Raw genomic sequence first — 13,456 nt, forward strand, 5'->3', positions numbered from 1 at the left:
CTGAAAATCCATGCCGTATCCCCTTGCGGCAGGTAACGTGTCGGTCCGTCCGGATGCTCCTGTAACTGCGTTGTGTACAGTAAACGTTACGTGGCAGGGACATGCAAGGCCGGTGCGCGGTCCGTGCCCCACACCCCTGCGTCAGGTGGTCTGCTCCCCCACGGGCGGCATGCCCGCCAGCGTGCGCCAGCTGGCCTCATCCATGGTGGCGACACCCAGCTCGACGGCCTTGCGCGCCTTGGATCCGGCCTTTTCACCCAGCACCACAAGGTCGGTCTTTCTGGAAACGCTGTCGGATACGCGCGCGCCCAGCCGTTCGGCCACGGCGCGGGCTTCGGGGCGGGTCATGGTGGTCAGCGTGCCGGTGAACACGATGGTTTTTCCCGACAATGCGCCTTCGGCCACCATTTCCTCATCCGTGACCTGTGTCAGGACGGATGTCAGGTCATCCAGCGTGGCGCGGTTATGGGATTCGGCAAAGAACGCCACCAGTTCATCAGCAATGGCGGAACCGATGCCGGTGATCGATCCCAGTTCCAGCCGTTCGTCCGACCCGATGACCGCAGCCTTTTCCATCTGCTGCCGCCAGTTGGCCATGGACCCGTAATGCCGGGCCAGCAGGCGGGCGTTGTTGATGCCGATGCGGCGGATGCCCAGCGCGTAGATCAGGCGCGACAGTTCAATGGTGCGCCGGGCCGCGATGGCATTGACCAGGTTGCGGGCCGAAACCTTGCCCCAGCCGTCGCGGCTGGCGATTTCGGCTTCGTGTTCAGGCAGGCGGAAAATGTCAGCAGGCGTGCGCAGCCACCCCAGTTCGTGGAATTCCACGATCGTGCGATCACCCAGCCCGTCAATGTCGAACGCATCGCGCGATACGAAATGGATCAGCCGTTCCACCACCTGTGCCGGGCAGGTCAGGCCACCGGAACACCGCCACACGACCTCGCCCTCCGGCCGTTCGGCATGCGCGCCACAGACCGGGCAGGTGTGGGGAAAATGGAACGGTGGGCGGTCATGGTCACGCGGCAGCACCACGCCCGTTACCTGCGGGATCACGTCACCCGCGCGCTGCACATGCACAAGGTCGCCCTCGCGGATGTCCTTGCGCGTGATTTCGTCTTCATTATGCAGGCTGGCGCGGGTGACGATCACGCCGCCCACATTCACCGCCTCCAGAAAGGCCACCGGTGTCAGCGCGCCGGTGCGGCCGACCTGTATGTCGATCTTTTCCAGCCGGGTTATGGCCTGTTCGGCCGGGAATTTCCATGCCACCGCCCAGCGGGGCGCACGTCCCGCAAAGCCAAGGCGGTCCTGCAGCGCGCGGTCATCCAGCTTGTACACAACGCCGTCAATGTCGTAATCCAGCGCCGAGCGTTCCAGCGTCAGCCGCTCCATGAAGGCTTCGGCCTCGGCCGCATTCTTCACCCGTGTGCTGAGCGGATTGACCACGAACCCCCATGCCGCAAGCTGCTCAAGGTAGCCGTGGTGGGTCGCGGCCAGTGGCGCGTCGCAAAAGCCCGCGGCATAGGCAAACAGCGATAGCGGACGGCGGGCCGTCACCTTCGGGTCAAGCTGGCGCAGGGAACCGGCGGCGGCATTGCGCGGGTTGGCGAAGGGTTTTTCGCCCGCGCGTTCCTGTGCCGCGTTCAGTTCAAGGAAGGCCTGCTTGGACAGGAAGACTTCGCCCCGTATCTCGATCACATCGGGGAAGGGGGCGGGCAGGCGTTCTGGAATGTCCTTCAGCGTGCGCAGGTTGGCGGTTACGTCCTCGCCTTCGGTGCCGTCGCCGCGCGTGGTACCGCGCACGAAACGGCCATGTTCGTAGGTCAGGCTTATGGACAGGCCGTCAATCTTGGGTTCCGCGACAAAGGACAGGGCGCGCGCCTGATCTTCCCCCAGCCCGAGGAAGCGGGCGATCCGGCTGATGAACCCCTCAAACTCATCGCGCGAAAACACATTGTCCAGCGACAGCATGGGCACCATGTGCCGGTGGCGGTGGAAGGGACCACTGGCGGGCGCGCCAACCTTTTCCGCCGGGCTGTCATCGCGGCGCAGGTCGGGAAAGCGTTCTTCCAGCGCGGTATTCAGCCGGCGCAGGCTGTCATAGGTCGCATCATCAACCAGTGGCGCATCATGCTGGTGATACGCAGCGTCCAGCGCGGGCAGCAATGTCGCAAGCTGCGCCAGCGTGGCTTCGGCATGGGGCCTGTCCTGTTCCATCGTGGCATAATCCGCCAGCAGGCGACGCGCCTGTTCGGCCAGGGATTCAGGCGGGGCGGCATGGGGCATGTCAGACCCCTTTCAGCAGGCTGTCGGCCGCGGCGCGGGCGGCGGGGGTAATGGTGTCGCCAGACAGCATGCGGGCGATTTCCTCGCGCCGGGCCTGTGCATCCAGTGGGGCGGCGTGGGTTTCGGTGCGGCCCCTGTTCACGCTCTTGCTTATGCGCAGGTGCGCATCGCCGCGTGCCGCCACCTGCGGGCTGTGGGTGACCACCAGTACCTGCACGCTGCGGCCCACGGTATACAGTCGTTCCCCGATGGCCGAGGCCGTGGCCCCGCCCACACCGGAATCCACTTCGTCAAACACCAGCGTGGGAATGGCCGACCGGCCCGCCAGCACCACCTTCAGCGCCAGCATGAGGCGGGAGAGTTCGCCCCCCGATGCAACCTTCGCCAGCGGACCCGGCGGCTGTCCGGGGTTGGCGGCGATCAGGAACGACGCCTGTTCCTTGCCGCGTGCGTTCCAGGCTTCCGCTTCCAGCGGGACGAGGGAGACGATAAAGCGCGCGCGTTCCAGCTTCAGCGGTTTCAGTTCCGCCATCACCGCCTGTTCCAGCCTGCGTGCCGCCTTTTCCCGCGCAGCGGTCAGGTCAAGGGCGACCTCCTCAAACTTCGCGCGGTTTTCGGCAACGGTTGCCTCCAGCCCCTCGATCCGGGCATTACCCGAATCAAGGGCCGCCAGCCGGTCGGTAAAGGCCGCCAGCAGCCCCGGCAGTTCGGGTACGGACACGCCGTGCTTGCGCGCTTCGGCACGCAGCGCGAACAGGCGTTCTTCCGTCTGTTCCAGCAGGCGCGGGTCGGCCTGCGCGTCGGAGGCAAGGCGCGAGAGCATGCTTTCCGCTTCCGCCAGCGCTTCTTCCGCGCGTTCCAGCGCGTTCAGCGCTTCCTGTGCGGCTTCCTGCTCGGCAGCGCCCACGGCTTCGGGGTTCAGGTCGGTGGGGGCGGGCAGCAGGCGTTGCAATGCACGGCTGGCGTTGCGCAGCGCCGATGCCGGACCGGGGGAACGGCGGTCGCGCGGCGCAAGGTCGGCCAGCGCCGCCGCAATCGCCTCCGCCCGGCGTTCGCCCTGCTGCAATGCCTGGCGCAGGCCCGCAAGCTGCGTTTCCTCATCTTCCTGCGGGGCAAGGGTGGACAGGTCATCCACCGCCTGCCGCAGCCAGTCTTCCTCACGCGCGGCATTTTCCATTTCCGCCCGTGCGGCCGCCAGTTCCGCCGTGGCCTCGATCCATTTGCGATAGGCGCCAGCGGTGCGGGTGCGCAGGGCGCCGGGCACGCCAAAGACATCCAGCAGGTCCAGATGCGTTGACTGGTCCGCCAGTCCCATCTGTTCATGCTGGCCCTGTATTTCCACCAGCAGCGTCGCCGCCCGGCGCAGCAGGCTGACGGCCACGGGCTGGTCGTTGATATAGGCGCGCGACCGCCCGTCCGTGGTCACGACCCGGCGCAGCAGCACGGGTTCGCGCATATCATCCAGCACGATGCCCTGTTCACTGAACAGCTGGTGCAGGGGATGGTCGGATGCGACCTCGAAACTGGCGCTGACGCTGGCCTGTTCGCACCCGGCGCGTACCAGCGATGCGCTGGCCCGTTCCCCCAGCGCCAGCCCGAGGCTGTCCAGAAGGATGGACTTGCCAGCCCCGGTTTCCCCCGTCAGCACCGTCAGGCCGGGGGGAAAGGCCAGATCCAGTTTTTCGATCAGGACCACATCCCGTATCGAGAGCTGTGTCAGCATGCAGGCTTCCCGTTCAGCACAGATAATCGTTGGCGGAAATCAGAAAACCGAATGCCATGCCCGCGAAAAGACGTTCCGCCCCTGCTTGTGGTCCTTGCTTTCCACGCCCTTGATCAGATGATGCGCGCGCAGGTGATCGTACGCATCCGTGTACCATTTGCTGCTGGGGTAGTTGTAGGCCAGGACCGAGCCGGTCTTGCGCGCCTGTTCCAGCAGGCCCATGTCCAGATACACTTCCACCAGTCGTTCCAGTGCTTCGGGCACATGGTTGGTGGTCTGGAAATCCTGCACCACGCGCTGGTAGCGGCCGGCTGCGGCAAGATAGTCGTTCTGCTGCTGGTACCACCGGCCCACCAGCATTTCCTTGCCCGCCAGATGGTCGCGGCACAGGTCGATTTTCAGCTGCGCGTCACGGGCGTAGGGGCTTTGGGGAAAGCGGGTGATGACTTCTTCCAGCGCGTCCATCGCCTCGATCGTGCCCTGCTGGTCACGCTGCACATCGGCCACCTGTTCATAATAGCACAGGGCGCGCAGATAGAAGGCATAGGCCGCATCCGTACTGGTGGGGTGCAGTTCCAGAAAGCGGTCAAGCTGCTGCACGGCTTCGGGATACTTGTTCAGCAGGTAGTTCGCATACCCTTCCATCAGCTGCGCATTGGCGGTGTACTGGGAATAGGGGTAGTTGCGCTGCAATGTATCGAACTGGTTGACCGACAGCAGGTACCGGTCCGAACGCAGGGCGTCCACGCCGTTGTTGTACAACGTCTCCGCCGAGCCGACGCGCGGCGCGCGTTCATTGATGGTACTGGCACTCTGTCCACATGCCGCCAGCAGGCCCGCAAGTGGCAGCAGCGCCAGCCAGCGGACCATCTGGCGCGTGGCGGGCAGGGGTTGCGGGATATGGTGTGATGTGGGTGCGAACATGCCGGCTCTTCCAGTTATGGAAGCTTTATATCATGTGCCGGTGGCGGGTGAAGTCTCCACGTGCGGATTTCGCATCCCCGCATCAGGCGGCCTGCGGCTGCGGGGCGGAAAGGGACGTGCCAAGCGGGGCCCGATGCCAGTTCGCCTGTTCGGCAAAGACCTTGCGCAACAGGCGGTTGTTCAGTGTATGCCCCGATTTGTGCCCACGGAAATGGCCATTGATCATGCCACCGGCCAGATACATGTCCCCGATCGCGTCCAGTACCTTGTGGCGCACGAATTCATCCGGGTGGCGTAGTCCGGACGGGTTTACCACGCTGTCGCCGTTGACGACGATGGCGTTATCCAGCGATCCGCCACGGGCCAGCCCCACGGAATGCAGGTAATCGATTTCAGGCTGCAGCACGAATGTCCGCGCGGTGCTGAGATCCTGGCGGAACGCCCCCGGTTCCACCAGTGTCACATAATGCTGCTGACCGATGGCGGCGGCCGGGAAATCAATGGAAATATCGATCGTCAGGCCGGGCTTGGTCGCGGGCGACAGTTCTGCAAAGGCATCGCCATCTTCCACCCGCACGGTCCGGTCCATGTGGATATGCTGGCGCGCGGCGGCCTGGGGCGTGATGCCCGCACATTCCAGCAGGAACACGAATTCCGCCGCGGAACCGTCAAAAACCGGGATTTCCGGGCCATCCACATCAATGAAGATGTTATCGACGCCACAGCCCGCCAGCGCCGCCATCAGGTGTTCGATGGTGGCAATGCATTCGGCGTGACCATCTCCGTCATCACAGCCCAGTACCGTGCTCAGCCGCGTATCCACCACCGTGTCATACCGTGCCGCAAGCGGCGGCAGGGTGATGTCATTGCGACGGAAGACGATCCCGGTATTTTCCGGGGCGGGGGACAGCTTCAGGCTGATGCGCCTGCCGGTATGAAGGCCGGTGCCGATGCTGCTGATCGGCTGGCGTATGGTGTGCTGCATCTGTCCATCATGTCGGGACGCCGTCCCGAAGGGGACGGGTGCTTGCGGCAGCATGCCGTTCATTGCCTGTATCCTTGACGCAAGTGTGGAAGATTCACAGTAACTGGCATGATATCATGCTACTGCCATGTCTCTTTCCAGGACAGTCAAGGATTATTGCCTATTGTTACCTGTTCGGCAGGAGGGATGCATGGCCTGCCCACAGGGGGCAGGCCATGCATCATGACCGTCATCAGGGTGAACGGCGGCGCAGGAAGGCGGGGATATCCAGTCCGCCATCATCCGGTGTCGGGTTGCCGCCCGTGTCCTGACCCTGCGGCTGCTGTGGCTGCTGCTGTGGCTGCTGCTGCTGCGGCTGCATGGCGGGTTCCGTCCGGCGGGCGGGTTCAGGCTGCTGCGGGGTGGAATGACGGCGCAGCGCACCGGTCACGATCCCGAACAGGCTGCGCGGCGCGGGCTGGGGTTCCGGCGCGGGTGGCTTGGCGCTTTCGGTAAACAGCGGCGAACGCGGGGAACCGGGGCGCTGCGCCTGGGCTATGTGGGGCGGTACGGCGTTGGGCGACGGCGGCTGCGGCGCGGCGGGACGCTGGGGCTGCATGCCGGCGGCGGGCTGGCCCATGGGGGCGGCCGGCTGCTGCGGCGCGGCAGGTGCCCCCTGGGGTGCGGCACTGGCGACCGGCGCCGCCTGCTGCGGTGCCTCGGCCGGGGCGGGCTGCGCCGGGGCGGCTTCGGCCTGGGGCGCTGCCGGGCGTGCGGCGGGATGGCCGCCGGGCGGGTTGTCGATGCCCGTCGCCACGACGGAAACGCGGATGCGCCCGTTCAGTGAGGTATCGATGGCGGACCCGAAGATGATGTTGGCGTCTTCGGCCACTTCTTCACGGATGCGGTTTGCGGCCTGGTCCACTTCGAACAGGGTCAGGTCCTCGCCACCGGTAATGTTGATCAGCAGGCCCTGCGCGCCGGACATCGAGGTATCTTCCAGCAGCGGGTTGGAAATGGCGTCCTCGGCCGCGGCGATGGCGCGGTTTTCGCCCTCGGCCTCACCCGTGCCCATCATTGCCTTGCCCATTTCCGCCATGATGGTGCGGATATCGGCAAAGTCGAGGTTGACCAGACCCGGCGCCATCATCAGGTCGGTGACGCCACGCACGCCCATGTACAGGACGTTGTCCGCCATCTTGAACGCGTCTTTCCAGCTTGTGCGCTCATTGGCCAGACGGAACAGGTTCTGGTTCGGGATGATGATCAGCGTATCGACAAACTGCTGCAGTTCGGCAATGCCCGCTTCCGCCGATTTCGCGCGGCGGTGGCCTTCGAACGTGAACGGCTTGGTCACCACGCCCACGGTCAGGATGCCGCGTTCGCGCGCCATGCGGGCAATGACGGGTGCGGCCCCCGTGCCGGTGCCGCCGCCCATGCCCGCGGTGATGAAGACCATGTGCGCGCCATCAAGGTGGCGCGACAGTTCGTCACAGGCTTCTTCCGCCGCGGCGCGGCCGATCTCGGGCTTCGCGCCCGCGCCCAGCCCCTGCGTCAGGTGGGGGCCAAGCTGGATGCGGCGGTCGGCGCTGCTGTGGGAAAGCTGCTGGGCATCGGTGTTGGCAACGACGAATTCCACGCCCTGCAACTGCGAATGGATCATGTTGTCCACCGCATTCGTACCACCGCCGCCAACCCCGATCACTGTGATGCGAGGCGTGAAATCGGAATGATTCTGTTGCGGGATGGTCAGGTTGAGGGTCATGCTTGGCTCCCGATGGATTGGGGTAGGCGTGCTGGCATACTAACGGCAAAAGTACAATAAAGGGTTTTCATGCAAGATTATACCCTGTCACGTATGAAATCCACGAAACGTCTGACAAGGCTGCCGGGACGGGTGTCACGGGTGTCGGGTTCGCCCATTTCATCTGCCGCCCCCGCAGCCCAGGCCAGAAGCCCCGCGGATGTGGAGAACATCGGCCACGTCGCCGCGTTTTCAGGCAGGCCGACAATGCGGCGCGGGCGGCCCAGACGCACCTGACGGTTCAGGATCCGCGCCGCCATCGGCCCGATTCCCTCCAGCAGCGACCCGCCACCGGTCAGGATGACGCGGCCGTCGGATGCAGGGCCGACCGCGGCCATTTCCAGCCTGTCACGTACCATCTCCAGGGTTTCCTCCACGCGGGGGTGTATGATCGATACAATCCTTGCGCGTGGAATTCTGACATAATGATGGTCGTTGTCACCAATCAACTGCACAAGAATGGGATCGTGATCGTCACCCGCCAGCAGTTCGGCCGAACCGTGCATGGTTTTCAGCCGCTCGGCATTGTCGATGGAGGTGGACAGCCCGTGCGCGATGTCGCGCGTGATATGCAGGCCGCCCACGGGAATCGTGGCGGTATGCAGCAGACGCCCTTCGCCAAATACCCCGATCGACGTGGTGCCCCCGCCCATGTCCACCACGGTGGCGCCGAGGTTGCGCTCGTCCTCATTCATGACCGCAAGCCCCGAGGCGAGGGGGGAGGACACCATCCCCTCGATCTTCAGTTCCACGCGTGACAGCACGGCTTCCAGGTTGCGCAGCGCGGTCGTGTTGGCGTCGATCACATGCAGGCGCGCGGACAGCAGGTCACACAGGTGCCCGCGCGGGTCCAGCACTTCCTGCGTGTCATCCACCGCGTAATCCAGCGGCAGGGTATGGATGGCCGACCGCCCTTCGGACACGGCGCGCATCCGGCCCTCGCTTATGATCCGGTTGACGTCGTTATCCGTGATTTCCCGTCCGCCCACGGACCAGCGCGCGTTGATGTGGCGGCTTTCGGGGTGGCCACAGGACAGGTTGACGAAAATCGAATCCCGGCGTTCCGTCGCCATGTCCTCCGCCTGCGCCACGGCGGCGCGGATGGCGCTTTCCGCCTCACGCAGGTCCACGATCCCGCCACAGCGCACGCCATGCGAACGCCGCCACCCGTGGCCAAGGATGCGGATGGTGTTGTCAGGCTCGCCACGCCCGATCAGGCATACGATCTTGGTGGACCCGATATCCAGCACGCTGAACGGTCCCGTGCGCAGCTTGCGCGTGGGCAGGCGCTCACCCGCGGGGACAAGGGATGTCGCAGGCCGCGGGCGGGGTACGCGCGCTGGCGTCCCGGCCCCAGGGATGGCGGGCACCGGGGCGGCCGGTGTGGTGGTCTTGGTTGCGGGCACGGTCGTCCTGACCACGCCCGGCACTGGATAAGTCATGCCCGCCTCCGTCTTGGGCCGGTTTCGGGGGAAGAAAGCCATGGCGCGGCAGGGGCCTGATCCCCGGTGGGGTCAGCCTGTGGCGGCGTGTCGTCCCGATCCCGGTCACTGTCGTTCGGGGCAACGGGGTTTTCACGCACGATCAGGCGGTCAGGCAGGCGCATGTCGATGGCGATCACCGGCCGGTCCAGTATTTTTATGTTTTCCTGCAATTGTGCAAGACGCTTCAGCGCCGCAACTTCCTGTCCTTCGGGCAGAAGGATGGTCGTGCCGTTGCGCAGGGTCAGGTTCCACCGCCGCTGGCCCACGCGGGATGCGGCCACGACATGGCTGCGTACCTCCGGCTGGGCGGACAGTTCATCAATCAGGGCGGCGGCGGCGGTGTTGGCGTCGGGACCGACCACCAGCGGCAGCTGCATGAAGGCCTCGGCGTCCTTGCCGGTCATGCCCTTGTCACGCACCTGGTGGCCCTCGCGGTCGATCAGCATGAAATGTCCGTGATTCTGCCACACGGCAAAGGGGCGGCGTTCAAACAGGTGGATGATGATGGTGCCGGGCAGGTGGCGTTCCACCACGGAATGATCGACAAAGGGCAGCGCGTCGATGCGTTCGCGCGCGCTTGCTACGGAAAAGCCCAGGATGAAGTCCCCCGTGCGCGCGCCCAGCGCCTCTTGCAGCGCGGTCTCGCTGGTCAGCACACAGCCCGTCACCTCAATGTCGGTAATGCGCAGGGGCAGCATGTTGATGATCCGCCCGCGCAGCGGCGCGAAACGCGGATCGGACCCGAAATGCCGGAATGTCGTGACGCAGCCCACCCCGATCACCACCAGCACCAGCACCAGCAGTGCCGGGCGCAGCAGGCGTTTCTGGCGGCGCAGGAAGATCGAAAGCCGGGAGGGGCGGTCGCTGCTGTCGGTCGGTCGCCTCATGTACGGCAGGTCGCGTGGTCGATCATCCACTGGCACAGCGTGGCGTAGTCCATGCCGCAGGCCGCCGCCTGTTCGGGCAGAAGGGAGGTCGGCGTCATGCCCGGCTGGGTGTTGGTTTCCAGAATGACCAGGCGGCCGGGCGCATCCGGCCCCGCGCTGTCGTCATAGCGGAAATCCGTGCGGCTGGCCCCACGGCAGCCCAGCGCGCGGTGGGCGGCCAGCGCCAGCGTGCGCGCCTGTTCAAATGCGTCGGGATGGATGCGTGCGGGCAGTTCATGCCGCGACCCGCCGGATGCGTATTTGGCCTGATAGTCATAAAAGCTGGGGCCGCTGCCCATCGGCGTGATGTCGGTCACCGTCAGCGCGCGGTCTTCCAGCACGCCAACCGTCAGTTCCCGGCCGGGGATGTATTCTTCCACCAGCATCTGGCCGCCAAAGGTCCATTCCGCCGCCACCGTGGCGCGGCGGTTGCTGCCGGGCAGGATGATTTCCACCCCCACGGATGATCCCTCGTTCAGCGGCTTGACCACATAGGGGGCGGGCATCGGGTCCGCCGGTGCCAGCTGTACTGGCGTCATGACCTGCCCGATGGCGACCGGCAGGCCGGCTGCCATGAACACGGTCCGCGCCGCGTCCTTGTCCATGGCGGTGGCGGATGCCCGCACGCCGGAATGGGTGTAGGCGATTCCCATCCAGTCCAGCACACCCTGGATCGACCCGTCCTCGCCAAACCGGCCATGCATGGCGTTGAACACCACGTCGGGGTGGTGGGCCTGCAGGTCGGACACGATGGCCAGCAGGTCGGGACCTGCGTCAATGCAGTGTACGTCATGCCCGCGGCCACGCAGGGCCTCGGCCACGTTGCGGCCACTGGCCAGGCTGACCTCGCGTTCGGCGGACATGCCGCCCATCAGGATGCAGACCCGGCGGGCCGTCATGCGCTTTCTCCCGTAACATGCGTGGCGGGGCGGCCGATCCGCTTGATTTCCCAGCGCAATGTGACCGCGGTGTGGTCATGCACGCGCCGGATTACGGTATCGCCCAGTTCCTCCAGATCGGCTGCAGTGGCGTCGCCGGTATTGAGTATGAAATTGCAGTGTTTTTCACTGACCTGCGCCCCACCGACCCGCAACCCGCGACAGCCCGCCGCGTCAATCAGTTCCCATGCCTTGCGCTGCGATTCGTCGGGGTCGGGATTGCGGAAGGTCGATCCCCCCGTGCGGGCGCGCACCGGCTGCGCCGCCTCACGCGCGGCGCGGATTTCATCAATCCGCTGGCGGATGATGGCGGGCGGCGCCGCCATGCCGTTCAGCCGCGCACGGACCACGACCGACTGCGGCGGCAGGGTGGCATGGCGATAGCCGAAATCCAGAGATGCGGCGGGCAGGCGCAGCAGCCTGCCGTCGCGCGTCACCACTTCCACCCAGTCCAGCACCGCCGCCATGTCCGACCCGTATGCCCCGGCATTCATGGCCACGGCGCCGCCAATCGAACCGGGAATGCCCGCCAGGAATTCCAGCCCCGACAGCCCGGCTTCGGCCGCGTGTTCGGCAACGGTCATGTCAAGGCATGCCGCCCCTGCCACCAGCCCGTCCCCATCGCGCATAATGGCGGAAAAACCACGCGCAAGGCGGATGACCAGCCCGTCAATCCCGCCATCGCGCACGATTACGTTCGAACACGCGCCCAGCGGCATGACCGGAACCTCCAGCGGCAGGTGGCGCAGGGTCTGCGCCAGGTCCTCGGCGCTGGCGGGCTGGAACAGCAGTTCCGCAGCGCCGCCGACGCGAAACCACGTGCGCAGGCCCAGGTCGGCCTGCGGCGTCAGGCGGCCACGCGGGCGAAAGCCCTCCGTATCCAGAACCTGTGCCCATTGCGGCAGGGGGGCGGTGGCGGTCATGAATGGGCATCCGCCTTCTGGGTGGGGGCGGGGGCATGGGCGATGCCCTGCAGGTCCGCAAGCTGCGCGGGCAGCGCCTGCGCCCAGTTGGTGATGCTGCCAGCGCCAAGGCAGACGACAAAGTCACCCGGCCGGGCAATGGCGTTGATCATTTCCGCAAGGTGCTCCGGCCCCGGCAGCGGCACGACGGACCGGTGCCCGCGTTCGCGCAGCCCCTCGACCAGCGCGTCACGGTCAATGCCCTCGATCGGCTGTTCGCCTGCGGCATAGACATCGGCGATGATGACGGTGCCCGCGTCGTTCATGCAGGTGCAGAATTCGTTGAACAGGGTCTTCAGCCGCGAATAACGGTGCGGCTGCATGACCGCGATCACATTGCCCGCGCCCGCCTGGCGCGCGGCCTTCAGCACGGCGGCGATTTCCACCGGGTGGTGGCCGTAATCGTCAATGATGGTGATGCCGCCGGTTTCCCCCGTGCGGGTGAAACGCCGCTTGACCCCACGGAAGGCGGCAAAGGCCGAGCGGATGGTGGCATCGTCTATTTCCATCTCGGTCCCCACCGCAATGGCCGCCAGCGCATTCTGCACGTTGTGGTGGCCCAGCATGGGCAGGCGGAACGGCCCCGCGCGGCGGGATCGGTTGCGGTTGCGGTTGGTGATCACGACCTCGAACGTGGCCCCCAGCTTGTCGGTAATCACCTTTTCAGCGCGCACGTCCGCCTGGGGCGAGAAACCATAGGTGATGATCCGGTGGTCCGACAGGCGCGGGATCATCTGCTGCACGGCCGGATGGTCGATGCACAGCACGGCAAAGCCGTAGAACGGGATGTTGGAGACGAACTGGTCATACGCCGCCTGCATCGCCTCTTCCGTGCCCCAGTGGTCCAGGTGCTCGGGGTCCATGTTGGTTACGACCGTAATGACGGAGGGCAGGCGCAGGAACGACCCGTCGCTTTCATCGGCTTCCACCACCATCCAGTCGCCCGAACCCATGCGGGTGTTGGTGCCGTAGGCTTCGATAATGCCGCCATTGATGACCGTGGGGTCCAGCTTCGCCGCTTCCAGGACCGCGGCGACAAGGCTGGTGGTGGTGGTCTTGCCATGCGTGCCGCCCACCGCCACCGACCAGCGCAGGCGCATGAGTTCGGCCAGCATTTCCGCACGCCGCACCACCGGGATCAGGCGCGCGCGCGCGGCCACGACCTCGGGGTTGTCGCGCTTGACGGCGGTGGAGGTCACCACCACCTGCGCACCGCCCAGGTTGGCGGCGTCGTGGCCGATGGTCACGGGAATGCCGGCGGCGCGCAGACGCGCGACATTCGCGCTTTCGGCAATGTCGGAACCCTGCACCGCGTAACCAAGCATGTGCAGGACTTCGGCAATGCCGGACATGCCAATTCCGCCAATGCCGACGAAGTGGATGGTGCCAATGGAAAGGGGCAGGGCTCTCATGTAATCAGGTCTCCGTGTTCGCGCTGGCGG

General features: G+C 65.8%; 10 protein-coding genes. All 10 read right to left on the reverse strand.

Annotated features, from left to right (window positions below; translation table 11 throughout):
• Window positions 1–141: 141 nt before the first annotated feature.
• The gene (gene ligA / locus AC1RQ9_RS04410) at window positions 142–2,289 is read right to left on the reverse strand and encodes an NAD-dependent DNA ligase LigA (protein WP_485985731.1); all 2,148 of its coding nucleotides are present in this window, start codon (window positions 2,287–2,289) and stop codon (window positions 142–144) included.
• Between the two features lies 1 nt (window position 2,290).
• Window positions 2,291–4,012, reverse strand: coding sequence for a DNA repair protein RecN (gene recN / locus AC1RQ9_RS04415; protein WP_193732283.1), 1,722 nt, complete (start codon window positions 4,010–4,012; stop codon window positions 2,291–2,293).
• 39 nt (window positions 4,013–4,051) lie between these two features.
• Window positions 4,052–4,936 (reverse strand): outer membrane protein assembly factor BamD, encoded by an 885-nt coding sequence (locus AC1RQ9_RS04420; protein WP_193732282.1) that lies wholly within the window; start codon window positions 4,934–4,936, stop codon window positions 4,052–4,054.
• Between the two features lie 82 nt (window positions 4,937–5,018).
• On the reverse strand, window positions 5,019–5,984 hold the full coding sequence (gene lpxC / locus AC1RQ9_RS04425) for a UDP-3-O-acyl-N-acetylglucosamine deacetylase (protein ID WP_485985732.1): 966 nt from the start codon (window positions 5,982–5,984) through the stop codon (window positions 5,019–5,021).
• 169 nt (window positions 5,985–6,153) lie between these two features.
• Window positions 6,154–7,665, reverse strand: a complete 1,512-nt coding sequence (gene ftsZ, locus AC1RQ9_RS04430; RefSeq protein ID WP_193732280.1) for a cell division protein FtsZ — start codon at window positions 7,663–7,665, stop codon at window positions 6,154–6,156.
• A 77-nt stretch (window positions 7,666–7,742) separates the two neighbouring features.
• A complete protein-coding gene (gene ftsA / locus AC1RQ9_RS04435) occupies window positions 7,743–9,146 on the reverse strand; it encodes a cell division protein FtsA (RefSeq protein WP_485985733.1) in 1,404 nt (467 codons plus the stop codon).
• Window positions 9,143–10,075 (reverse strand): cell division protein FtsQ/DivIB, encoded by a 933-nt coding sequence (locus tag AC1RQ9_RS04440; protein WP_485985734.1) that lies wholly within the window; start codon window positions 10,073–10,075, stop codon window positions 9,143–9,145. The genes ftsA and AC1RQ9_RS04440 overlap by 4 nt, the downstream gene beginning before the upstream one ends.
• The gene (locus AC1RQ9_RS04445; RefSeq protein WP_485985735.1) at window positions 10,072–11,013 is read right to left on the reverse strand and encodes a D-alanine--D-alanine ligase; all 942 of its coding nucleotides are present in this window, start codon (window positions 11,011–11,013) and stop codon (window positions 10,072–10,074) included. Before AC1RQ9_RS04445 ends, AC1RQ9_RS04440 begins: the two co-directional genes overlap by 4 nt.
• Window positions 11,010–11,975, reverse strand: a complete 966-nt coding sequence (gene murB, locus AC1RQ9_RS04450; RefSeq protein WP_485985736.1) for a UDP-N-acetylmuramate dehydrogenase — start codon at window positions 11,973–11,975, stop codon at window positions 11,010–11,012. The genes AC1RQ9_RS04445 and murB overlap by 4 nt, the downstream gene beginning before the upstream one ends.
• Window positions 11,972–13,426, reverse strand: a complete 1,455-nt coding sequence (murC, locus tag AC1RQ9_RS04455) for a UDP-N-acetylmuramate--L-alanine ligase (protein ID WP_010509263.1) — start codon at window positions 13,424–13,426, stop codon at window positions 11,972–11,974. The genes murB and murC overlap by 4 nt, the downstream gene beginning before the upstream one ends.
• Between the last annotated feature and the right edge of the window lie 30 nt (window positions 13,427–13,456).

The organism is Komagataeibacter ossonobensis (assembly GCF_057359305.1).

Bases quoted from the DNA above. Each gene is read 5' to 3' on its own strand.
- recN (WP_193732283.1), bottom strand. From the start codon at position 4,012: ATGCTGACACAGCTCTCGATACGGGATGTGGTCCTGATCGAAAAACTG.
- murC (WP_010509263.1), bottom strand. From the start codon at position 13,426: ATGAGAGCCCTGCCCCTTTCCATTGGCACCATCCACTTCGTCGGCATT.
- murB (WP_485985736.1), bottom strand. From the start codon at position 11,975: ATGACCGCCACCGCCCCCCTGCCGCAATGGGCACAGGTTCTGGATACG.
- ftsA (WP_485985733.1), bottom strand. From the start codon at position 9,146: ATGACTTATCCAGTGCCGGGCGTGGTCAGGACGACCGTGCCCGCAACC.
- ligA (WP_485985731.1), bottom strand. From the start codon at position 2,289: ATGCCCCATGCCGCCCCGCCTGAATCCCTGGCCGAACAGGCGCGTCGC.
- lpxC (WP_485985732.1), bottom strand. From the start codon at position 5,984: ATGAACGGCATGCTGCCGCAAGCACCCGTCCCCTTCGGGACGGCGTCC.
- AC1RQ9_RS04440 (WP_485985734.1), bottom strand. From the start codon at position 10,075: ATGAGGCGACCGACCGACAGCAGCGACCGCCCCTCCCGGCTTTCGATC.
- AC1RQ9_RS04420 (WP_193732282.1), bottom strand. From the start codon at position 4,936: ATGTTCGCACCCACATCACACCATATCCCGCAACCCCTGCCCGCCACG.
- AC1RQ9_RS04445 (WP_485985735.1), bottom strand. From the start codon at position 11,013: ATGACGGCCCGCCGGGTCTGCATCCTGATGGGCGGCATGTCCGCCGAA.
- ftsZ (WP_193732280.1), bottom strand. From the start codon at position 7,665: ATGACCCTCAACCTGACCATCCCGCAACAGAATCATTCCGATTTCACG.